Genomic DNA, 21234 nt, shown 5'->3' with positions numbered 1-21234 from the left:
GCCGCCACCACTTACCATCGCCGGGGCCCCGCCGGGCCCCGGCCGTCCGCCCGCACGAGGAGTTCCGCATGACCACCACCGCAACCGGCGCCGCCGAGGTCGAGCTCGCCATCGGCGGCATGACCTGCGCCTCGTGCGCGGCCCGGATCGAGAGGAAGCTCAACCGGATGGACGGCGTGACTGCCACGGTCAACTACGCCACCGAGAAGGCCAAGGTCAATTACGAAGGTGACGTCACTGTCGCTGATCTCATAGGCGCCGTCGAGGCCACGGGCTACACCGCCCGCGAACCCGAACCGCCCCGGGCGGCCGCTGGTGATTCCGGGGAGGGTGGTACCGAGGGGGAGGGCTCGGATGAGGCGGACGGCCTGCGTCCGCTGCGGCACCGGCTGATCACCGCCCTCGTGCTGGCCGTGCCGGTGATCGCGATGGCGATGGTCCCGGCCCTGCAGTTCGAGTACTGGCAGTGGCTCTCGCTGACCCTGGCCGCGCCTGTGGTGACGTACGCGGCGTGGCCGTTCCACAAGGCGGCGTTCACCAACGCCCGGCACGGCGCCGCCACCATGGACACCCTGATCTCGATCGGTACCTCGGCGGCGTTCCTGTGGTCGCTGTGGGCCCTGTTCTTCGGTACGGCGGGTACGCCGGGGATGACCCACCCGTTCGAGCTGACCATCGCCCGCTCCGACGGCGCGGGGAACATCTACCTGGAGGCCGCCGCCGGAGTCACCGCCTTCATCTTGGCCGGCCGGTACTTCGAGGCCCGTTCCAAGCGGAAGGCCGGGGCGGCGCTGAAGGCGCTGCTGGAGCTCGGCGCGAAGGACGTCACCGTCTTGCGCGGCGGCCGGGAGGAGCGGATCCCCACCGGCGAGCTGCAGGTCGGGGACCACTTCGTGGTCCGGCCGGGTGAGAAGATCGCCACGGACGGCGTGGTGGTCGAGGGGGCATCGGCCGTGGATGCCTCCATGCTGACCGGCGAGTCTGTGCCCGTGGAGGTCGCGGCCGGGGACGGTGTCACCGGAGCCACCCTGAACGCCGGTGGCCGCCTGGTCGTGGAGGCCACCCGGGTCGGCGCGGACACCCAGCTCGCCCGGATGGCCAAGCTGGTCGAGGACGCGCAGAACGGCAAGGCCGCCGCCCAGCGGCTCGCCGACCGGATCTCCGCCGTGTTCGTCCCCGTCGTCATCGCGCTGGCTCTCGGCACCCTCGGGTTCTGGCTCGGCAACGGCGCGGGCTGGACCGCAGCGTTCACCGCTGCGGTGGCCGTACTGATCATCGCCTGCCCGTGCGCCCTGGGCCTGGCCACCCCGACCGCGCTGATGGTCGGTACCGGCCGCGGCGCCCAGCTCGGCATCCTCATCAAGGGGCCCGAGGTCCTGGAGTCCACCCGTAAGGTCGACACCATCGTCCTGGACAAGACCGGCACCGTTACCACCGGCAAGATGACCCTCCTCGCCGTCCACACCGCCGATGGCACCGACGAGGCCGAGGTGCTGCGGCTGGCGGGCACGCTGGAGCACGCCTCGGAGCACCCCATCGCCCAGGCCGTCGCGCAGGGTGCCGCCGGCAAGGTCGGGGACCTGCCCGTCCCGGAGGACTTCGCCAACATCGCCGGACTCGGCGTCCAGGGAATCGTCGACGGGTACGCGGTCCTCGTCGGCCGCGAGAAGCTGCTGGCCGAGTGGGCGATCGAACTCCCCGCCGCGTTGAAGGAAGCCAAGGTCGCGGCCGAGGCCGCCGGCCGGACCGCCATCGCGGTGGCCTGGGACGGCCAGGCCCGTGCGGTCCTGGAGGTCGCCGACGCCGTCAAGGACACCAGCGCCGAAGCCATCACCCGCCTCAAGGCCCTGGGCCTGACCCCGATCCTGCTGACCGGAGACAACCAGGCCGTCGCCGAAGCGATGGCCGCCGAGGTGGGCATCGAGCAGGTCTTCGCCGAGGTCATGCCCGAGGACAAGGTCGACGTCGTCAAGCGCCTGCAGTCCGAAGGCCGCTCGGTCGCCATGGTCGGCGACGGCGTCAACGACGCCGCCGCCCTCGCCCAGGCCGACCTCGGACTGGCCATGGGCACCGGAACCGACGCCGCCATCGAGGCCGGCGACCTGACTCTGGTCCGCGGTGACCTAAGGGCCGCCGCCGACGCCATCCGGCTGTCCCGGAAGACCCTGGGCACCATCAAGTCCAACCTGTTCTGGGCCTTCGGCTACAACGTCGCCGCCCTCCCGCTGGCCGCCGCCGGACTGCTCAACCCGATGATCGCCGGAGCCGCGATGGCGTTCTCCTCGGTCTTCGTTGTCGGCAACTCCCTGCGCCTGCGGTCCTTCCGTCCCCTCTCCTGAGTCCGAAGGGCACACCTGGCCCTCGATCCGGCGCAGCCGGGGTCGGCGAAGAACATCACCCCGTACCGGCTGATGACCGCGTCGAAGCCCTCGGCGTCGAAAGGGTGCACCTGGGCGTCGCCCTGAACGAAGGAGACGTTCTCCACCCCTTCGTGCTGGGCGCTGGTGCGGGCCCTCTCCAGCATCGGACCGGACAGGTCCAGGCCGAGTGCCTGGCCCCGGGTGGCGCGCTGGGCCGCGAGGCGGGTGCTGCGCCCGGCCCCGCAGCCGATGTCCAGCACGTGATCGGTTTCCGTGATGGCCGCGGCGTCCAGGAGGGGCTGGTTGAAGCCGTTGTTGATAGCGTCCCAGCGCTCCTGGCCGCGGGCCCACTGCTCGCCCTCGTAGCCGTTCCAGGCCTCGGCCTGTGAGGTGTTGGCGATTCGACTCATGAGTGGACTCCGTCCCGCCGGGGCGCAGCGCGGCGCCCCGGCCCTAGTATGGGCAAGTGCCCAAACAGTATGGGCGATCGCCCGTACTTGCAACGGGCTTGATGGAAGGGGCTGTTGTGTCACCTCGTGGAGTGGTGATTCCGGACCTGCGCGAGCGGTTGTTCGCGGCGGCGGAGCGTGTGGTGGCCCGCGAGGGTGCGGCGGGCCTCACGAGCCGGGCCGTCACCGCTGAGGCCGACTGCGGCAAGGGTGTCCTGCACACCCACTTCGCCGGCCTGGACGAGTTCGTCGCCGAACTGGTCCTGGACCGGTTCGCGCACAGCGCCCGCCAGGCCGAGGCGCTGGACGAGAAGGTGGGGCGGGCCACCGTCGCGGAGAATCTCCAGAGCGTCGTCCTCGCCCTGCTCGGTGCTCTGCCTCCCGCGGTGGTGGGTCTGGCGCTCACGCGGCCGGCGGCTGCCCTCCGGACCCGGGAGGGCTTCCAGGCCGGCGCGCCTGCTTTCGACGCGATCCAGCACGCCTTCGCTGCCTACCTGAAGGCGGAGCAGCGTGCCGGCCGGATCGCCGCGGACGCCGACACCGCCACCATCGCGCTGGCGCTGGTCGGCACGGTGCATCACCTGCTGATGACACGCGTTCCCGGCCGCGGCGAGGAGCCGGAAACCGTCATCGGGCGGCTGCTGGCCGTGCTGCTCGGCGGCAGCCCTCCGGCCGCCCCTTGAGTGACTTGCCGCCGCGGGCTGGCCTGCAGGGAAGGGCCATGCCCTGCAGGCTTCACCCCGGAGGGGTACTCCTGAAGCAGGGCGGCGGGCAGGTCAGTGCCCTGTGGTCGCCTGGCCCGGCTGGTGCACGGCATTCCACGTGCGTCCGCCGTCCTTGGTCTCGTAGACGGCGTCGTTCGTGTCAGCGGCCAGCAGGTGGGTGGGGCTTGCCGCGTTGAGTACGGCGGGCCGTACACCACCCGGGAGGCGGCCGCGTTCGGTCCAGGACCTGCCATCGCTACTGGCCACGACCTTGCCGTCGGCAGCGAGGCCGATCAGCTGGTCCGGGGCGGGCCGCTCCACGGCAGCCAGGGCCGGTGCGCCGGGGGCCGACTCGAAGGTGGTGCCGCCGTCCGTGCTGTGCAGCAGCCCCTCGCGGGTGGTCGCCCACACCTCCTGGGGCGCCGCTGTGTGGGCGGCCAGGTCACCGGCTGGGAGCTTCGCGCGCCGTTCCCAGGTCGCGCCGCCATCCTTGCTGGCCCAGATCTGCGAGGTCTGGCTGTCGAGGCCGTAGAGGATCGCGCCTGCCTGCTGGAGGGAGTGGAAGTCGGCCTCCCCGCCGGCGGAGACGGTGGTCCAGGTCTGACCGGCGTCGGTGCTGCGGATCAGGCCCAGATGCGGCGAGGTCGCGGTGGGGTCAGTGGGGGAGGGGTGGCCGCTGGCGAGGAAGGTACGCGGGCCGGTGACGGTGAAACCCATCGTGTCCTGGTAGCGGTCGGCAATTCGTACGGCGCCGGTGGGGCTGAGGCGGAAGACGCCCAGGTGTCCGGCGGCGTAGAGGGTGCCGTCGGCGGTGTCCACGCCGAGACTGTGGAGGTGCCCAGTTCCGGGGTCGGGATCGCTGGCCTTGGTTGCGGTGGGCTTGGGGTCCGTGGTTGAGCAGGCGGTCAGGAGCAGGGCGCCGGCCGTCGCGGCGACCGCGAGCGCGGGTATGCGGAAGCGGATGGTCATGTGTGATGTCCAGAACTTTTGAGAAGGGCTGGTCGGCGGGGGTGCGGGCAGCCGACACCGGCTGCCCGCACCGAGGCGTGCTGGACCGCGTCAGCTCTTGTTGCCGAGGAGGGTGTTCATCCGGGCGATCTCCGCGCTCTGGGAGGTGATGATCGCTCCGGCCATCTCCTTTGCGGGCTGATACTTCCCGTCGGACTGCTCGGTCTTGGCCATGGCGACCGCGCCCTCGTGGTGCTTGACCATCATCTGGAGGAAGGCGGCGTCGAACGCCTTGCCGGAGGAGGATTCCAGCTGCTTCATCTCCTCGGCCGACATCATCCCGGACATGTCGTGCCCGCCGTGGCCCGTGCCCACGGCCGGGACCTGCTCGCCCCAGGAGGTCAGCCAGCCGGAGAGGGTCTTGATCTCCGGGTCCTGGGCCTTCTTGATCTCGCCGGCGAGCTTCTTCACCTCGGCGGACTCGGCGCGGGTCGCGGCGAGGTCGGCCATCTCGATGGCCTGACGGTGGTGGGGGATCATCCCCTGGGCGAAGGTGACGTCGGTGGCGTTGTGGTCGCCCTGCTGTGCCGGGGCGGACGCGGACGGCGAAGCGGTGCTGTGGCCGTTGTGGGCCGAACCGGTGTCGTCGCCGTTCCCGCCGCAGGCGGCGAGGGCGAGGGCGGCGGTGGCGGTCGTGGCCACTGCGGTGGCGCGGCGGATCAGGGAACGCTTGGTGGTCATGGTGGTGCAACTCCTGCGGTGAAGGCGCGCCCGGATGGGCGTGCCGGGGCATGGGCCGGTCCGAGAGCTCGGGGCCGCCCTATATACGCAGGAGTTGCAGTTCGCTCAGTGACGGTGGCGCGCGTCCACTGAGGGCACCGTTCACGTGGATCCCGGGCCCCAGGGCCCGCGTGGCAGTGACGACGCTGGGGGCGGCCGGGGAGGGGAGGACCGGCGTGCCCGCCGTGCCCGCGGCGGCACAGGTCGCGTCCGCGTGCTGGGCGTGCCCGCCGCTCCCGTCGCCGGCTGGCTCGTCGGCATGTACGGCGGCGTCGTACTTCATCGCGTGCTCGGCGGCGGCAGGGGCGCCGTGCGTGGTGGCCGTCTCGTGGGCGGCCGCGCACCCGGGTGCGGCGGCGGAAGCCGCAACGGCGCCGGGCCCCAGGCCGTGCATGGCCACGAGGCCGGCCAGTACGGCCAAAACCAGCAGGAGGTAGGAGCGCAGCCCGAGGGGCTTCATCGCGCGCTTCGCCTGCTGATCCATACCGGCATCGTAAGGGCCCCTTCCGCAGAGGGCGAAGCCAGGCCGGAATTCCTGCCTCTTGAGGAAATACCCGCGGGGGGTATACGGTTCCCTTCCTCAGGTACCTCAGGGGGGTATGCGGGATCCTCCGAGGGAGTAGTCATGCCTACCGTCAATCCGCGTCGCTGGTGGGCCTTGGGAGTGCTCGCCGCCGCACAGTTCATGGTGATCATGGACACGTCGATCATTGGCGTGGCCCTGCCCGAGATGCAGCGCGACCTGGGCTTCTCCCAGGGCGACCTGCAGTGGGTGTTCAACGCCTACGTGGTCGCCTTCGGCGGACTGCTCCTTCTGGGCGATCGCCTCTCCGACCTCATCGGCGCCCGGCGGGTCTTCGTGGCCGGCTGGAGCGTCTTGATTGCCGGATCCGTCGTCGCTGCGGCCGCGAGCACCGCCTGGGTGGAGGTCGCAGGTCGTGCGGTGCAGGGTGTGGGCGGCGCGCTCATCGCACCTGCCTCCATGACCCTGCTGATGATGCTCTTCGGGCAGAACCCCAAGGAGCTCGGCAAGGCCCTCGCCCTTTACGGCGCCGCCGCACCGGCCGGCGGCACGGCGGGCGTCTTCCTGGGCGGGGTGTTCACCGAGTGGGCCAGCTGGCCCTGGGTCTTCATCATCTACATCCCCATCGGCATCGCCACTCTCCTTGCCGCCGGCCTCCTTCCGGCCGTCAGCGCCCGCCGCGGAGGCGGGGTCGACGTCCTCGGCGCGGCCGCCGTCACCGCAGGGCTCGCGCTCACCGTCTTCGCTGTCGTCCGCGCCCCCGAAGCCGGCTGGGCCTCGGCCGCGACCCTCGTCGAACTCCTGGCCGGTCTGGCGCTGCTGGCCGTGTTCGTACTGATCCAGCGTGTCTCCAAGGCGCCGCTCATGCCGCTCGGCATCTGGCGCACTCCTGGTCTGGGCGTCTCGAACCTGGCGACGGCGCTGCTCGGGGCGGCCTGGATCCCGATGTGGTACTTCCTCAACCTCTACCTGCAGCAGGTGCTCGGCTACGGTGCTTTCGCCTCCGGAGCGGCGCTGCTGCCTATGACCGGTCTGCTGATGCTGCTCATGACCACGGTCACGGCGCGGCTGCTTGGCCGCTTCGGACCCAAGCCGCTGATCGCGGGTGGTTTGCTCGTGCTGGCCGCCGGCCTTGTGTGGCTGGCGGCGGCTCGCCCGACCGGCAGCTTCCTCGTCGACGTCCTGCCCGCCTCCCTGGTGGCCGCGCTCGGTATGGCCCTGGCCTACATCCCGACCCTGATGTCGGCCATGGCCGGTGCCCCGCAGGAACAGGCGGGCCTCGCCTCCGGCATCGTCAACACCACCTACCAGGTCGGGTCCGCCCTCGGCCTTGCCGCCCTGACCGCACTCGCCACCTCGCAGGGCGCCGGGGCACTCGGTGACCTGCCTGCCCTGACCGACGGGTTCAGCGCCGCCTTCCTGGCCGCAGCGGGTATCGCCGCCGTCGGCGCCTTGGCCACCCTGACGCTGATGCGGAGCCGGCCGAGTGCAGCTGGGGTGGCGGTGGAGCCTGCCGCGGCGGTGGAAGAGGAGTCAGAACGGCGCGGGCAGTTGATCGACAAGAACTGACGGAGGGGAGGAGCGGTGCTGCCAGCGGGGCTCCGTCGGCCGCACCGCTGTGTGTGCGTCCGCGCTGCGTGACTCACGTGCGTACGCGAAGGTGCGCCTGCCAGGGCTGTGGGAAGCCATGAGCGCCTTGGGTGAAGGCCGGTGCGGAGGGTTCAGTGCGCGGAGGTGACTGTGCCGGCCCCGACAGGCCGCCGCCGCCCGCGGCGCGTCACGCCCTTCGGCTTGAACACTGACAACACCATCGCGGCAGCCAGGGCCAGCAGGGCGAGAATCGCGTGGAGGAGCGGCGACGGATTGCGCACTGTCTCGATCGGCGCATCGGATGCCGCCGCCTGCGCCCTGCGCCATTGCCTCGAAGGTCCGCATGTACAGCAGCAGTACTCCGGTGCAGACCACGGTGATGCCTAGCTTGAACAGTACCCAGTAGTGCCGCAGCAGGCCCCAGGGCGTGACCCACGACTGCACCAGTCCCGTGATCAGTGACGCGAAGGCCAGTGGCACCAGCGTGAGCCAGGCCACCGGTTCCATGATCCGGTACACCCCGCGCACGACGCCGGGATCGGAGCTGGTGACACCCACCAGCGCCAGGACGAGGAAGCTGAAGACCGCGCCCAGCCAGCCGACGCTCGCGCCGATGTGCGTGACCAGAGCCGTCTTCCGCAACCGCGCCGAGACGGCCATCAGAACCCGACTCCGGACAGGGCGCTCCCGGCGGCGACGACGACGGTGGAGCCCACGACGCCCGGACCGGCCCCGTGCATGTGGCGGCTGGGGCTGTGCTCGCCGCCGACCAGCAGCATCACCACGATCACCAGCACCACGACGATTCCGGCGACGCCGCAGATCTTCACCCAGCGGGGCATGCCTGGGCCTCTGTCACCGCTGCCGGTGGTCCCGTCCATGAAGACTCCTCCTCGGCGTACCGCTCTCGATGTCGGACGACTGTATTCCGCATTTTGCGAGACAGTGTGTCTCGATGTCGATCCCAGTGTATCGATGGCGTCGAACTGTATGCTGGGCGAATGCCGAAGCTGTGGAACGAGACGATCGAGACGCACCGTCGCGAGGTGCGCGAGGCGATCCTCGATGCCACTGCCGCCCTCGTCGCCGATCACGGACTGAGAGCGGTGACGATGTCCCAGATCGCCGAGCAGGCAGGCATTGGAAGGGCGACGCTCTACAAGTACTTCTCCGACGTCGAGGCGATCCTGGGCGCCTGGCACGAACGACAGGTCGACCATCACCTGCACCACCTCAATCAGGTACGGGACGAGGCGGGCGACCCGGCTGCGCGGCTGGAGGCCGTACTGACGGCGTACGCGCTCTTGACCTCCTCACGCGGTGGGCACGACGCCGATATCGCGTCCTACCTCCACCACAGCCCGCACGTCGCCCACGCGCACGACCACCTTCACGGCCTGATCAGCAGCCTGATCGCGGAGGCGGCGGCGAGCGGCGACCTCCGCGCCGACACTGACCCTGGCGAGCTCGCCACCTACTGCCTGCACGCCCTCTCCGCAGCCCGAAGCCTGCCCTCCGAAGCGGCCGTCCACCGACTGGTCCAGCTCACCCTGGCGGGCCTGCGCAACCCCGGCTGAGGGCAATGGATAGCATCCGGTTCCATGGCCGGGCAGCGCGTGCACCCTTCGGCCCGGCGCTGGGCCGGGCTGCTCGTGCTGCTCGCGCTCTTCTGGTGCACGACGGGCCTGGCCCGCCCTGCCATGGCCGCAGGCGACGCGATGTCCGCCATGCCTGAGATGGCCGGCAGGGCCGCAGCACAGGCTCCGCAGGCACCTGCGCGAGAGCTCCAGGCTGCCGTCGCACCCATGTGCCCCATGGACGTAATGGAGTGCACGCCGTCACTGCAGGATCGCCCGCCGACGTCGGGTCTCTCGCTGGCGGGCGGGCTGGAGCCGGCCCCGTGCGACTCCTTCTCGCCTGGCGCTTCCGGTGCGGTGCGCGCGCCTCCCCAGCCTGCTGCTCGCGGGGGACCTGACCTCGACCGACTGTGCGTGAGCCGGACCTGATCGTGCCCCACTCCACCGGGCCCTGCCCGCTGGAGCGATGACGTCCGACCATTCCGGCACGCCGTCATGCGCGCGTGCCTCTCCTCGCTCGGAGTTGTTCTCGCATGTCCTCCACTCTCAGCCTGCTGCTCAGCGGCGCCGGCACGGGCCTGCTGGCCGGCGGCGCCTCCTGCGCCGCTGTTCAGGGCGGCCTCCTCGCCGGGGCCGTTTCCCGCCGCACCACCGCCAACCCTGGCGCCCCCCGGCGGGCAGCCGAACCGCTCGCCCCGGTGGGCGCCTTCCTCGCCGGCAAGCTGCTATCCCACACCACCCTCGGCGTCCTGCTGGGCATCTTCGGCTCCGCCCTCCAGCCCAGCCCCCGCACCCGGGCGGTCCTACTGATCGCGGCCGGACTGCTGATGGTGTTCTTCGCCCTGGATCTCCTGGGCGTCAAGGCGGTGTCCCGGCTCGTGCCGCGCCCGCCGGCCGCCTTCGGGCGGCTCGTCCGAGGCCGTACCAAGTCGTCCTCGCGGCTCGCGCCCGCGGCCCTCGGTTTCGCCACCGTGCTCATCCCGTGCGGAGTGACGCTGTCCGTCGAGCTGATCGCGGTCACGACCGGCTCAGCAGTCGCGGGAGCGGCCGTCATGGCCGGCTTCGTGATCGGCACCGCCCCGCTGTTCACGCTGATCGGATACGTCTTCCGCCGCGCCAGCCAGAACGTCTCCAGCTACCTGGCGGGCGTCACCGGAATCATCGTCGCGGCCATCGCAGTCTGGACCATCTCCTCAGGACTGCAGGCGGGAGGCTGGCTCCCGACCGCCACGACCGCCACGACCGCATCGGCCGCATCGGCCGTCGGCAGCGTCCCGGCCGCAGTGCTCCCTTCGCCCCAGGCGGCTCCCAAGACCGGCGCGCCCCAGGAACCAGTCACCGTCGACGCATCGGGCAAGCAGACCATCGTCCTGACCGTCACCGACTTCTACATGCCCACCGTCTTCACGGCAAAGGCCGACGTGCCCACCGCCCTCGTCCTTCGCGGTGCTGATGCCGGGGGCTGTGCCCGCGCCTTCACGATTCCCGAGCTTGGCGTCGAGGAGATCGTCAAGAAGAACGGCGACACGCGCATCGACCTCGGCGCCCGCAAGCCGGGCAAGCTCCTCTTCTCCTGCGCCATGGGCATGCAGGGCGGCACCATCGACTTCCAGGGGGACCGGGCATGAGCTGGCTGCGCCGCCGCAAGGGCTCGAAGGTCGACCGTGAGGCCGCTGACCCCGGAGTGGTCGTTCTGCGTATCGAGGGCATGCACTGCTCAAGCTGCGTACTCCTCGTCGACGAGGAGCTCGAGGAACTCGTCGGCGTGCGCTCTGCCCGCACGTCCCTGCGGTGTGCCCGCGCCGTGGTCCAGCTCGATCAGCCGGGTGCCGTGCACACGGACGAGCTGGTTGCGGCCGTCGAGCGCGCCGGCTACCGAGCGGTTCCGATCAACTGAGGAAGCCGCTTCGCAAGGGACATGGGCAAGACCACGGGCCCAGCGTGGTTCACGCTGGGCCCGGTAGTACGGCTATGCGGTTGCCAGACCAGGGTCAGTGGCTGTGGGACGAATGGCCGTCCCCTTCAGGCGCGGCGGGTGCCTTGGTCGGGTTGTCGTGCCCGGCGGGTGCCTTGGTCGGCTGGCCTTGCTCAGCGGGAGCCTGGTCCGGCTCTGCGGGGGTCTGGGTCGTGGAGCCGTGGTCGTGGCTGTGGCCGTCGGAGCTGATGGTGCCGGCGAGGGCGGTCATACCCAGCCAGGTGAGGGCCGCGATCACGACGACGACGGCCGCGAACGGACTGACGAGGTGTCGCCAGCGGCCCTTGGAGTCCTTGGCGACGAACGCGACGTACGACATGAGCAGGCCGATGGGGGTCATCCAGGCGCTGCGCTCGGGGAACTGCTCGAAGTGCTGGATGCCGCCGCCGACCATGCCGACGCCGAAGGACAGCAGCAGGGAGAACGCGACCAGGGAGAACGCCTGGCCCACAGCCGGACGCTCATCGGCCAGCACGAACTCGTTGACGATGGTGCCCAGGAGGAACACGAAGGCGCCGACGGCGCAGATGATCGCGTACAGCGACGGGTTGATCGGGTAGTGGACGACGGCGCCGGCGATGAGGGCGGCGCCCATGAAGTAGAGCATCTGGCCGCTGTAGCGAGCGGGGAGTGACTTCTTGTCGAAGGTGGGGCGGCGATGCCTCGTGGGGGGAGTCTCGTGGAGCTCGGGCTTGAGAGCTGTGGTCATGCGGGTACGGCCTTTCAGATCTTGCTGAGTGAGAGCAGGCAGAAGCCACGCCGGCACCGGTGGTGTGGCGTGGAGCGGCTGCAGCTCTCAGCAGCGCAGGACCGAAAGTCGGTGTAGGCACGGTGGGTCGCCGGTGCGGCTGACCCAGCGGTGCACGGGTGCTGACCAACGGCGGAGTACGTCGAGGATGCGGTCGGAGCCCCCACGTACACGCGCGAACGCGTGCAGGGCGGCGACGAGGTACAGCAGGGCCAGGCAGACCTCTCCGGCCCCGCCGTGGTTGCAGGGGGAGTCGTGGTCGGGGATGTGCCGTGTTTCGGTGGCGTCCTGGAGAGCAACGTCAGAGTGGGCGTGCGGAGCCCTCTCCCCTGCATCGATGACCGGCAACGCGGCAGCGTGCCCGCTGTGGGCCTGCAGATGGGAGGTCGGTGCATGCATCGCGAACACGGCAAACACCACCACGAAGACCGTTGCCAGCAGCAACGCCCCCTTGTGGTGGCCGCGACGGACCCTGCCTGAAATCACGCTGCATGACCCTAGGGGGCCTTGGTAGCGAAATGGCAACGGGAGCGCGTCCCGCCTTGGCGATGAGAGGTAGATCACATCGGGTGTGGATCTGCTTGCGCGGCGTCACTGCATGCCCACAGGTGGCTGGCTGGCGCCGAAGGGCGGCCCTGATCGACTGAAGAAATCCCCTCGCCATATACCCCCCAGGGGTATATGGTTGGGAGTGTTAGGCCACGGGGGCTCACGCTCGAAGAGGAAGAGGCGAGAGAAATGGACCACTCCGCACACCACGTGGAAACGTCCGCGCACGACCACGCGGGCCACCTGCACGACGCCGGGCATGCGCACCACGCGGGGCACGTCCACGCCGGGGGAGGAACGACCTGGTCGATGGCCGCGAAGGCGACCCTCCACTGCCTCACTGGGTGCGCCATCGGCGAGATCCTGGGCATGGTCATCGGTACGGCTCTGGCCTGGCACAACGCCCCGACCATGGTCCTGGCGATCGGGCTAGCCTTCTTCTTCGGCTACTCCTTCACCCTCTATGCCGTCCGCAAGGCCGGCCTGGGCTGGAAGGCCGCCATCAAGGTCGCCCTGGCCGCCGACACCGTCTCGATTGCCGTCATGGAGCTCGTCGACAACGGCATCATCGCTCTCGTCCCGGGTGCCATGGACGCTCACCTGAGCGACGGCCTGTTCTGGTACGCGCTCCTCGGTGGCTTCGCCGTCGCTTTCCTGATCACCACGCCGGTGAACAAGTGGATGATCGGCCGCGGCAAGGGCCACGCCGTCGTCCACGCCTACCACTGACCGCACGCCTTGCATACAGGCCCGCGCCCGAGCCCCAGCTCAGGGCGCGGGCCTGCATTGCGCAGCAGCCGCCGGAAGTCTGGCGGTGAGACCGGCCAGCACCAGGCGCAGCGCGGTCCAGGCCCTCTCTCTGATCGCGGTGCTGCGGTGCGCCGTCAGGGGCGGGGGGCGATCCTGGCCGTAGAACGCCGTACGGCTTCGTCGAAGGCGCACCTCACCTCCGGCCGGCGGCGGGAAAGCGAGGGTGTCGTCATGAACGCGCCCGTCAAGGACATGCTGCACAGCTACCCGGGCCGACCTCGGGAACGTCGACCAGAACAAGCTCGCCCGCTGCATAGAGGAGTGTCTCGCCTGCGCCCAGGCACTGCACTGCCTGCGCCGACGCCTGTCTGTCCGAGGGGATGGTGGGCGACCTCACCAAGTGCATCCGCACCGACATGGACTGTGCCGACATGTGTACCGCGACCGCCGCAGTCCTCTCCCGCCACACCGGCTACGACGCCAACATCACCCGTGCCCTTCTCGCCGCCTGCGCTGTCGCCTGCAAGGCGTGCGCGGACGAATGTGCCTCCCACGCCGAGATGCACGAACACTGCCGTATTTGTGCCGAGGCGTGCCGCTCCTGCGAAGAGGCGTGCAACGACCTGATGGCCTCTCTCGGCTGACGGCGTCGTCAACCGAATGGGGGCCCGTGCCTGATGCGCGCCTCGTCTCGGGGTCAGTCGGCTGCTGTGATGCCGTGCGCGGCCAGCTGCTCCGGCAGGTCGGCCAGCGCCGCCATTTGGTCGAGGTGGTGGACGCCGGCTGGCACGTCCTGCATGAAGAGGGTGCGGACGACGTGGGCGGCCACCAGGCTGGTCGCCCGGCTCTGACCCTTTCCGGTCAGGGACAGGGTCGCGTGGCGCTCACCGCGGTAGGCGTCGGCCCGTACCGCGAACCCGTCACCGCCGAGGTGTACGCGGCTGAAGACCCTGGTCAGCAGCTGCTGCTGGCGTGCGCCTCGAGCGCCGCGAAGTAGTCCCGTCCGGCGGAGCGTGAACAGCGAAGCAGTCAGCGACCTGGAGTCCAGGCATAGCCGCGTGGTCACCTCCGGGACGCCGAGGGTGCGCCGCAGGGTGTGCTGGTCGGAGAACGGGAACGGGTGGGCGGTCCGGACGCCGAACCCGGGGAGGGGCACCCGGCGGGCGCGGGCGGTAACGGGCTCGCCCAGGCCGGCTACCGTCCACCGCACCGCGTCAGTGCCGTGACGCTCTCCCGCGCCGAGCAGCACGGTCAGGTCGATCCGCTCGGCACCACCGACGGCGTCGTTGACGCGTCGGGCGAGGAGATTGGTCAGCCCGGGGGCGACCCCGACGCTGAGCACGGCCGTGGCCCCTGCCCCGGCCGCCATTTCGTGGAGGCTTGTCACCTCGTCGAGCAGTCGATGGGTCGCTCCGACGTCCACGAGGTGGATTCCGCGTTCGAGGCAGATCCGGGCGAGCCCCGCATCCTCCGGCTCGACGCACAGCGCAACGACGCTGACGTCGCCCAGCTCGTCCAGCACCTCCCGAAATCCGTCCGGGTCGCCGACGTCCACGCGCACCCCACCGAGCCGCCGCGCCTTCACTTCATCCCGTCCCGCGGGGACGACATGACCGGGCAGCCACTCGGCGAGAGTGTCGGTCACCGTCGACCCCACGGCTCCGTAGCCGCCGACGACGAGAACCCGTCCGGTGGTGCGTGAGTTCACTGTAGTCATACTCCAGTGAAGTATACTGTAGTGCGACTACAGTCAAAGAGGAGGGGTGGATTCCATGGCCGAGTCATTGACCAGGGCGGAGAAGGCCAGGCGGACCCGACTGCGGATGATCGACGCCGCAGAGCGGCTGTTCACCGAACGGGGCTGGGCCGGCACGACCATCGACGAGATCGCCCGCAGCGCGGGGGTCGGCGTACAGACCGTGTACTTCACCTTCGGGAACAAACGCGCCCTGCTCAAGGAGCTTCTGGACACTGCCGTCGCCGGCGACGCGGATCCGGTCGCAACCCTCGATCGCCCCTGGGCCCTTGAACTCCTTGCTGAACCCGACCCGGCGGCGCAACTCCGCCTCCAGGCGGCAGGTGCGCGCCGCATCCTGGAACGAGCCGCGTCGGTCTTGGAGGTCGTACGCGGTGCTGCCACCTCCGAACCCGAACTCGCCGAGCTGTGGCGGACCAATCTCCGCCAGCGGCACATGGTCCAACTCCACTTCGCTCAGGCCTTGGAGGCCAAGATCCCCGGTGGTCTGCGTGACGGCCACGACGCCGAGTCAGCCGCCGACATCTCGATGACCGTGCTCGGCCCCGAGACGTACGGCCTGCTGGTGACCGACCGCCAGTGGGCGCCGGAGCGATGGCAACGGTGGGCTGCGGACTCTCTCGCGCGCCAACTCCTGCCCTGAGGAAGGGGCGGCGGTCCGTTGGAGGGGCGCCGGGGCGTGAACTACGAAGACTTCCCGCCGCCACACGGAGCTCCCGGCTCGGGAGTCTGCGGGCCCTGGACGTAGCGCTCGAAGAACTGCGCTATGCGCGAGTCGGAGGCGTCGTTCACGCTCAGCTGGTGCCCCCAGGCCGAGAGCGTGATCGGCGCGGTCTGGGCCGGGTAGGGGCTCATGAGCGTGTACGGCGTTTTCGACACACGGTCGGCCAGCGTCTTGATGTCGGCGGCCCTCGCCCTGTCCGTGTACGTGACCCACACGGCGCCGTGCTCGAGCGAGTGAACCGCGTTCTCGTCCGACAGCGGCTTGTCGTAGACGTCGCCTTCGCAGTTCTGCCAGACCGGGTGGTGGTCCCCGCCAACGGGTGGGGCCATGGGGTACGAGACGTCCGTGGTTACGTGTTTCCGGCTCAACCCCTGCCAGGTCTTCTCGCCAGCGACGGCCGTTGCCTGTCGTTGCTCGGAGGAGTCGGAGGCCGAGACGAGGTATCCGATGCCCACGCCCGCAGCGGCCACGACCACTGCCGAGACGACGGCAATGGTGATCTTCCTCCGGCGTTCGTGGGTACGGTCAGCACGCCGCATCTCCTCGATGCGCGTGCGACGCGACTCGGGTTCGCCTCTCGGACTGCGGGAACTCATGTGCTGCGCACCTCCTGGGTGCGGTGCACCGGCGGCCGGGAGTCCGTCGTCGGCGGCCTTACCTCCTTCTCCATTTTAAGGACGGTGGCCGCAGGCCGCGACCGCTGAAACGGGGCACAACCGCGCACCCGTACGGCACTTGACCTGCAATGCAGCGGGCCCGGTGTCACCGGGACGGCTACACCACTGGCTCTCTCACGTCGGAGGGTTCGGCGGCCTCCCGGTGGAGGCGCCGCCGGTCGTTGAAGCATCGGATGGGGACTGGCGGGCGTCGAAAGCCGCAGCACAGTGGGCGGAGCAGAAGTAGTAGGTGCCCGCGCTGGTCGTCCTGCGTTCCGCGGCGTGGGCCGGATCCAGGCGCATGCCGCACACGGGGTCCACGACCTCTTCGGCGGTCCGGGCCGAGTCTGGGTGCCGATGCTGCTCGTTGCCGTGTGCCTGGTGGGGCTCGGCCTCCGAAGGGCCGTCCGCCGTCGACCTGTGGTCGGCAGGCGTTTCGACTCGGGGCTCGGTGCGTGCGGGCTGGGTGTGCGGGAGCGGGGTGGGGTGCCAGCGGCGCAGCCGGGAGGCGTTGGCAACGACGGACAGCGAAGACAGGGCCATGGCTGCAGCGGCGATGATGGGGCTGAGACGGATTCCCCAGAGGGGGTAGAGGACGCCTGCGGCGAGGGGGATGCCGATGGCGTTGTAGATGAGCGCGAAGAACAGGTTCTGCCGGATGTTGCGCATGGTGGCGCGAGAGAGGCGGATGGCGGTGACGACTCCGGTGAGGGAGCCGGAGATGAGTGTGATGTCGGCGGCTTCGATGGCGACATCCGTGCCGGTGCCGATGGCCAGGCCGACATCGGCGGCGGCCAGGGCGGGGGCGTCGTTGATGCCGTCGCCGACCATGCCGACGGTGCGGCCTTCGCCCTGCAGGCGGCGGATTTCGTCGGCCTTGTGCTCGGGCAGTACCTCGGCGAGCACGCGGGTGATGCCGACCTGGCCAGCGATCGCGGCGGCGGTGCGGGCGTTGTCGCCCGTGAGCATCACGACCTCGATGCCGAGGTTTTGCAGGGCGGCGATGGCGGCCGTGGAGTCGTCCTTGACGGTGTCGGCGACGGCGAGCACTCCGGCGGGGCGGCCGTCGATTCCGGCGAGCACCGGTGTCTTGCCCTCGGCGGAGAGCCGGGCGAGGTGCGGTGCGAGGGTGGTGGAATCGATGCCGGCTTCTGCCAGGAGCAGTTTGGTGCCCACGAAGACGGTGTGACCGTCGACTTCTGCCCGGACGCCTTTGCCGGTGACGGAGTCGAAGTCGGTCGAGGCTTGCCAGGTCAGCCCGCGCTCACGGCTGCCAGCGACGATGGCCTGCGCCAAGGGGTGCTCGCTCGTCTCTTCGGCAGCTGCCACCAGCTGCAACAGCATGTTCTCGTCGAAAGCGTCCGCGGTGTGGATGTCGGTGAGGACGGGTCGGCCTTCGGTGACAGTGCCGGTCTTGTCGAGTACGACCGTGTCGAGCTTGTGGGCGGTTTCCAGGGCTTCGGCGGAACGGATGAGGATGCCGGCCTGGGCGCCCTTGCCAGTGCCGACCATGACCGACAGCGGGGTGGCCAGCCCGAGGGCGCAGGGGCAGGCGATGATCAGTACGGCGACTGCGGAGACCAGGCCCAGGGTGAGGGCCGGAGCCGGTCCGATGGTGAACCAGACGGCGAACGTGGCGATGGCTATGGCGATCACCGCGGGCACGAAGTAGGCGGAGACCGCGTCGGCGAGGCGCTGGATGGGGGCCTTGGAGGCCTGTGCGGTCTGGACGAGGCGGATGATCTGGGCGAGCATCGTGTCCGCGCCGACCTTGGCCGCCCGCACGCGCAGGGACCCAGTGCCGTTGACGGTCGCGCCGATGACGGTGTCGCCGGCCCGTTTGGTCACCGGCATGGGCTCGCCGGTCACCATCGACTCGTCGACGGCGGACGAGCCGGACAGGACTTCGGCGTCGACGGGGATCTTCTCGCCGGGCCGGATGACGACTTCGTCGCCGACCGCGACGTCCTCGACGGGGATCTCGGACTCCGCGCCGTCCCGTATGACGCGGGCGGTGCGGGCCTGCAGGCCGACCAGGGCGCGGATGGCCTCCCCAGTGCCCGCCTTCGCGCGGGCCTCCAGGAGGCGGCCGAGCAGGATCAGCGTCAGGATCACACCCACCGCTTCGAAGTAGACCTCGCGCACGTCCTCCGGAAGCAGACCGGGGGCAACGGTGACCAGCAGGCTGTAGCCGTACGCGGCACTCGTACCGAGCGTGATGAGGGAGTTCATGTCGGCGGACCGGTGGCGCAGGGCCAGCCATCCCGTCACGTGGATCGGCCACCCGGTGTAGAACATCACCGGAGTGATCAGCGCCAGCTGCAGCCAGTGGTTCAGCATCCATTCCGGTACCCAGTTCGCCCCGAACAGCTCGTGCGCCATCACGGCGAAGAGCACCGGCGCGGTCAGCACCGCCCCGAGGACGACCCGGCGGGTCAGATCCCTGATCTCGGCCTGGCGCTCGGCGACGTCCGCAGCCTCCGACTCGGCCGCCGACCGCTCCACTGCGGGCGGTGGGCCGCCGTCACGCGCGGTGGCGGTGCTGGGGCCGGACGCGGATGGCGACGCGGTGCCGGGCTGCCCGTCCGGTTCGACGAGCAGCGTGCCGTGGATCATGTTCATGCCGCAGGCGAAGCCGAACGTCCCCGCACGGTCCGGCATCAGATGCACGGCGGTGCGGGTGTTGGCGGGCAGCCCCGCGCTGACCCGCAGCTCGGGGAAGACGACCCGGGAGGTGCACTCACCGGATTCCTGCCGGTCGAAGACCAGCTCCAGCGGCACACCCTGGCGGACCTTGATCAGGTTCGGGCTGTAGCCGCCCCGCACGGTCACGTCCAGCCGCTGCACCCCGCCCTCGAGCCGGGTGGCCCCGGCGCGGCGCGGGCCGAAGAAGTACCAGCCCAGGCCACCGATCAACACCACAGCGGCCACGATGACAGTGACATCGACGGCACCCATGGGCCATCGCCTCCCTGCTCGGCATCGTCCCTTCCAGCATGCGCCCACCCCCAGCGGTTGCGAGTGGGGACCACTCGGCCCCGGCAGGGGACCATTCGGCTCCAGCCCTCGCCCCAGTGGCGGCCGGATGATGCCAGTAGCCAGACAAGCCTCGTGGGTCTGGCCCATACCCGGGCCGGTCGGGCAGGTGAGTAGTGATGATGTTCTGGTACGACCACGATGTCAGTGGGTGGGGCTGGTTCGCGATGACGGCCAGCATGATCCTCTTCTGGGCGCTGATCATCACGGCGGCGGTACTCCTCTTCAAGGCTCTGAACCGCCCCTACGAGCACATCCACGGCCCCGCCCCCGCCGCGCCGACCCCCGAGCAGATCCTCGCCCAGCGCCTGGCCCGCGGGGAGGTCGACGAAGACGAGTACCAGCGCCGTTTCGCCGCCCTCCGCACCAGCCCGCCGAACGCTCCGTAACCGAATCGCCCGCACGTGGGCGATTCCATCGCTTCGAGGGAGGCCACCGTGAACTCCAACCGCAACTACGGGCTGTACGCCCTTGCTGCCGCGATCGCGTTCGTCGGCGCCCTGGCACTCGGCGTGCCGCTCGGGACGCTCGCCTGGCTGGTTCTCGTCGCCGCCTGCCCGCTGATGATGTTCTTCATGATGCGCGGCATGCACGACACCGACGGCCACGCCGACCACCACGACTCCCCGAACAAGGACCAACTGGACAGACACGACCACCCGACGGGGCCCGGCCGCGTCTGACGCACGGCCGGTGAAACCAAGCAGGCGATGGCCATGGCCGCCCTGATAGCCGTCCTCGCCGCCGCGCTGATCCTGGCGGGCCTCGTCTACGACACCGCCCGCCTGATCACTCCCCGCGAGTGCCGGATGCCGCCGCTCGCCCGGCTGCGCGGACGGCGGGCTGGCCTGGAGGCCGCCGAGCGGTGTGCTGGCTCACGGGCACCGCACTGCGCCCCGCGGGCACTGGCCGGGAGCAGGTGAGTGCCAACGCCACACATCCTGTGGCCGCTGATCGTCGTCAACCGCACTCTGTCCGTTCTATTCAACTGGCTGCTTCCACTCCGAATTCCGCTGCACCGGCGGGTCCGCCCGCCGGCCATAGCAGGAGATGCACAACGATGAGCACCATCCGACTCAATGCCCGCCGTGCCGCCCTGACCGGCGTGGCCGCAGCGGCCGCACTCGTTCTGGCCACCACCGGTGGCATCACAGCGGCGTCCCCCGCAATGCCCGCCACCACCACCGCGACGGTGAGCCCTGCCACCACAGCCGACGAACACAATCAGGCCGACGTCACGTTCGCCCAGCAGATGATCCCTCACCACCGACAAGCCGTCGTGATGGCGCAGATGGTCCGCAGCCACTCGTCTTCCGGTGAGGTCGAGGCTCTCGCCGACAGGATCGAGAAGGCGCAGACGCCGGAGATCGAGACGATGGCGAGCTGGCTGAAGGCATGGGGCGAAAAGGTGCCTGAAGGAATGGGCGGTATGCAGGACATGCCTGGCATGGGGCACGACGACACCACGTCCACGCCCGGCATGATGGACGACCACCGGATGACGAAGCTCGACCACGCTTCGGGCCGGTCCTTCGACACCATGTTCCTGACGATGATGATCGAACACCACGAAGACGCCATCGACATGGCCAAGAAGGAGCTGCGGCAAGGTTCCTACGGGCCCGCAAAGGACCTCGCCACCGACATCATCAGGACCCAGACCGCCGAAATCGTGCAGATGCGCGCCATGCTCAACACCCGCTGATGCGACCGGCCTTCGTCAGAGTGGGCGCGTTCGTGTCGTGGCCGCGGGGGCTGGCGACCGAGAGGTTCTTGCAGGTCTTCGGGATGCCGAGCTCGGTCAGATGCGCGCTGGACGGTCGCCACATTGGCGCCGGGGTCGTTTCGAGCGGTGAGAGTTCCTCCTCGGCGAGGTCGTTGCCACAGCCGGATGCATAGGGTACGACCTGCCCTGCGATGACCGGTTGCTTGATCGCGGTGGGCAAGTTTGAGGTGCCTCCGGGGGAAGCGAGTCCGCCTGAGCCCTCCCAATCTGCGTGACGTATCGTCAGGCAAGTCAGCATCTGGTCAGCATCGGTCTCCCACATTCCGAAGCGGCTGTCCGATGCAACGCTGGTCGGCAGCGTCACAGCAGCCGTGGTGCCCACG

At 70.0% G+C, this 21234-nt stretch carries 23 protein-coding genes and 2 pseudogenes; 13 read left to right on the top strand and 12 right to left on the bottom strand.

Features of this window, described 5'->3' with window-relative positions; all coding sequences use genetic code 11:
- Positions 1-68 precede the first annotated feature (68 nt).
- Complete coding sequence (locus tag ACFV7Q_RS17480) at positions 69-2339, top strand: heavy metal translocating P-type ATPase (RefSeq protein ID WP_385429240.1); 2271 nt, start codon at positions 69-71, stop codon at positions 2337-2339.
- A gap of 2 nt (positions 2340-2341) precedes the next feature.
- Here ACFV7Q_RS17480 and ACFV7Q_RS17475 read toward each other — a convergent pair.
- Positions 2342-2770 (bottom strand): annotated as a pseudogene (locus ACFV7Q_RS17475) (class I SAM-dependent methyltransferase); the annotation flags it as partial.
- Between the two features lie 116 nt (positions 2771-2886).
- On the opposite strand from ACFV7Q_RS17475, the gene ACFV7Q_RS17470 reads away from it, so the two are divergent.
- Positions 2887-3492: a TetR/AcrR family transcriptional regulator gene (locus tag ACFV7Q_RS17470; RefSeq protein ID WP_385429239.1), complete on the top strand. Its 606-nt coding sequence runs from the start codon at positions 2887-2889 to the stop codon at positions 3490-3492.
- A 93-nt stretch (positions 3493-3585) separates the two neighbouring features.
- Here ACFV7Q_RS17470 and ACFV7Q_RS17465 read toward each other — a convergent pair whose 3' ends face one another.
- The 3 genes from ACFV7Q_RS17465 to ACFV7Q_RS17455 form a co-directional block, all read right to left on the bottom strand.
- Entirely contained in the window at positions 3586-4482 is an 897-nt protein-coding gene (locus ACFV7Q_RS17465) for a F510_1955 family glycosylhydrolase (protein WP_385429237.1), read from the bottom strand.
- A 90-nt stretch (positions 4483-4572) separates the two neighbouring features.
- Positions 4573-5202 (bottom strand): DUF305 domain-containing protein, encoded by a 630-nt coding sequence (locus ACFV7Q_RS17460; protein WP_385429235.1) that lies wholly within the window; start codon positions 5200-5202, stop codon positions 4573-4575.
- A 79-nt stretch (positions 5203-5281) separates the two neighbouring features.
- Positions 5282-5725 (bottom strand): DUF6153 family protein, encoded by a 444-nt coding sequence (locus ACFV7Q_RS17455; protein WP_385429233.1) that lies wholly within the window; start codon positions 5723-5725, stop codon positions 5282-5284.
- A 141-nt stretch (positions 5726-5866) separates the two neighbouring features.
- Between ACFV7Q_RS17455 and ACFV7Q_RS17450 the strand changes: the two genes are divergently transcribed.
- Positions 5867-7333, top strand: coding sequence for an MFS transporter (locus tag ACFV7Q_RS17450; RefSeq protein WP_385429231.1), 1467 nt, complete (start codon positions 5867-5869; stop codon positions 7331-7333).
- Here the strand turns inward: ACFV7Q_RS17450 and ACFV7Q_RS17445 are convergent.
- Together ACFV7Q_RS17445 and ACFV7Q_RS17440 are read right to left on the bottom strand one after the other, a co-directional pair.
- Positions 7298-8014, bottom strand: a complete 717-nt coding sequence (locus ACFV7Q_RS17445; RefSeq protein WP_385429229.1) for a hypothetical protein — start codon at positions 8012-8014, stop codon at positions 7298-7300. The genes ACFV7Q_RS17450 and ACFV7Q_RS17445 overlap by 36 nt on opposite strands.
- On the bottom strand, positions 8014-8235 hold the full coding sequence (locus ACFV7Q_RS17440) for a hypothetical protein (RefSeq protein ID WP_385429228.1): 222 nt from the start codon (positions 8233-8235) through the stop codon (positions 8014-8016). Before ACFV7Q_RS17440 ends, ACFV7Q_RS17445 begins: the two co-directional genes overlap by 1 nt.
- Before the next feature lie 120 nt (positions 8236-8355).
- On the opposite strand from ACFV7Q_RS17440, the gene ACFV7Q_RS17435 reads away from it, so the two are divergent.
- The 3 genes from ACFV7Q_RS17435 (at position 8356) to ACFV7Q_RS17425 (ending at position 10828) form a co-directional block, all read left to right on the top strand.
- Positions 8356-8931, top strand: coding sequence for a TetR/AcrR family transcriptional regulator (locus ACFV7Q_RS17435; RefSeq protein ID WP_385429226.1), 576 nt, complete (start codon positions 8356-8358; stop codon positions 8929-8931).
- A gap of 533 nt (positions 8932-9464) precedes the next feature.
- Positions 9465-10559, top strand: coding sequence for a sulfite exporter TauE/SafE family protein (locus ACFV7Q_RS17430; RefSeq protein ID WP_385429224.1), 1095 nt, complete (start codon positions 9465-9467; stop codon positions 10557-10559).
- Complete coding sequence (locus ACFV7Q_RS17425) at positions 10556-10828, top strand: cation transporter (protein ID WP_385429222.1); 273 nt, start codon at positions 10556-10558, stop codon at positions 10826-10828. The genes ACFV7Q_RS17430 and ACFV7Q_RS17425 overlap by 4 nt, the downstream gene beginning before the upstream one ends.
- A 94-nt stretch (positions 10829-10922) precedes the next feature.
- Here ACFV7Q_RS17425 and ACFV7Q_RS17420 read toward each other — a convergent pair whose 3' ends face one another.
- Together ACFV7Q_RS17420 and ACFV7Q_RS17415 are read right to left on the bottom strand one after the other, a co-directional pair.
- Positions 10923-11615, bottom strand: a complete 693-nt coding sequence (locus ACFV7Q_RS17420; protein WP_385429219.1) for a hypothetical protein — start codon at positions 11613-11615, stop codon at positions 10923-10925.
- Positions 11616-11702: 87 nt separating this feature from the next.
- A complete protein-coding gene (locus tag ACFV7Q_RS17415; protein ID WP_385429217.1) occupies positions 11703-12140 on the bottom strand; it encodes a hypothetical protein in 438 nt (145 codons plus the stop codon).
- A 252-nt stretch (positions 12141-12392) separates the two neighbouring features.
- Here ACFV7Q_RS17415 and ACFV7Q_RS17410 point away from each other — a divergent pair, with 252 nt between their 5' ends.
- Positions 12393-12932 carry a DUF4396 domain-containing protein gene (locus ACFV7Q_RS17410; protein ID WP_385429215.1) on the top strand — a complete coding sequence of 180 codons (540 nt, stop codon included), beginning with the start codon at positions 12393-12395 and terminating at the stop codon, positions 12930-12932.
- Positions 12933-13184: 252 nt separating this feature from the next.
- Positions 13185-13597 (top strand): annotated as a pseudogene (locus ACFV7Q_RS17405) (four-helix bundle copper-binding protein).
- Between the two features lie 53 nt (positions 13598-13650).
- Here the strand turns inward: ACFV7Q_RS17405 and ACFV7Q_RS17400 are convergent.
- Positions 13651-14670 carry a saccharopine dehydrogenase NADP-binding domain-containing protein gene (locus ACFV7Q_RS17400; RefSeq protein WP_385429213.1) on the bottom strand — a complete coding sequence of 340 codons (1020 nt, stop codon included), beginning with the start codon at positions 14668-14670 and terminating at the stop codon, positions 13651-13653.
- A gap of 55 nt (positions 14671-14725) precedes the next feature.
- Here ACFV7Q_RS17400 and ACFV7Q_RS17395 point away from each other — a divergent pair, with 55 nt between their 5' ends.
- Positions 14726-15352, top strand: a complete 627-nt coding sequence (locus ACFV7Q_RS17395; protein ID WP_385429211.1) for a TetR/AcrR family transcriptional regulator — start codon at positions 14726-14728, stop codon at positions 15350-15352.
- A gap of 41 nt (positions 15353-15393) precedes the next feature.
- Here ACFV7Q_RS17395 and ACFV7Q_RS17390 read toward each other — a convergent pair whose 3' ends face one another.
- Both ACFV7Q_RS17390 and ACFV7Q_RS17385 read right to left on the bottom strand, forming a co-directional pair.
- Positions 15394-16029: a DUF3105 domain-containing protein gene (locus ACFV7Q_RS17390; RefSeq protein WP_385429209.1), complete on the bottom strand. Its 636-nt coding sequence runs from the start codon at positions 16027-16029 to the stop codon at positions 15394-15396.
- 195 nt (positions 16030-16224) lie between these two features.
- A complete protein-coding gene (locus tag ACFV7Q_RS17385; RefSeq protein ID WP_385429207.1) occupies positions 16225-19047 on the bottom strand; it encodes a heavy metal translocating P-type ATPase in 2823 nt (940 codons plus the stop codon).
- Between the two features lie 197 nt (positions 19048-19244).
- On the opposite strand from ACFV7Q_RS17385, the gene ACFV7Q_RS17380 reads away from it, so the two are divergent.
- The 4 genes from ACFV7Q_RS17380 (at position 19245) to ACFV7Q_RS17365 (ending at position 20830) form a co-directional block, all read left to right on the top strand.
- Positions 19245-19514: an SHOCT domain-containing protein gene (locus ACFV7Q_RS17380; RefSeq protein ID WP_385429205.1), complete on the top strand. Its 270-nt coding sequence runs from the start codon at positions 19245-19247 to the stop codon at positions 19512-19514.
- Between the two features lie 48 nt (positions 19515-19562).
- A complete protein-coding gene (locus ACFV7Q_RS17375; RefSeq protein ID WP_385429203.1) occupies positions 19563-19808 on the top strand; it encodes a DUF2933 domain-containing protein in 246 nt (81 codons plus the stop codon).
- A 33-nt stretch (positions 19809-19841) separates the two neighbouring features.
- Entirely contained in the window at positions 19842-20048 is a 207-nt protein-coding gene (locus ACFV7Q_RS17370) for a hypothetical protein (RefSeq protein WP_385429201.1), read from the top strand.
- Between the two features lie 137 nt (positions 20049-20185).
- Entirely contained in the window at positions 20186-20830 is a 645-nt protein-coding gene (locus ACFV7Q_RS17365) for a DUF305 domain-containing protein (RefSeq protein WP_385429200.1), read from the top strand.
- On the opposite strand, the gene ACFV7Q_RS17360 is transcribed toward ACFV7Q_RS17365, so the two are convergent.
- Entirely contained in the window at positions 20817-21215 is a 399-nt protein-coding gene (locus ACFV7Q_RS17360; protein ID WP_385429198.1) for a hypothetical protein, read from the bottom strand. The two genes, ACFV7Q_RS17365 and ACFV7Q_RS17360, sit on opposite strands and share 14 nt — an antisense overlap.
- Positions 21216-21234 lie beyond the last annotated feature (19 nt).

The organism is Streptomyces sp. NPDC059851 (genome assembly GCF_042732005.1).
Taxonomy (GTDB): domain Bacteria; phylum Actinomycetota; class Actinomycetes; order Streptomycetales; family Streptomycetaceae; genus Streptomyces.
This window is presented reverse-complemented; position numbering and strand designations above follow the sequence as displayed.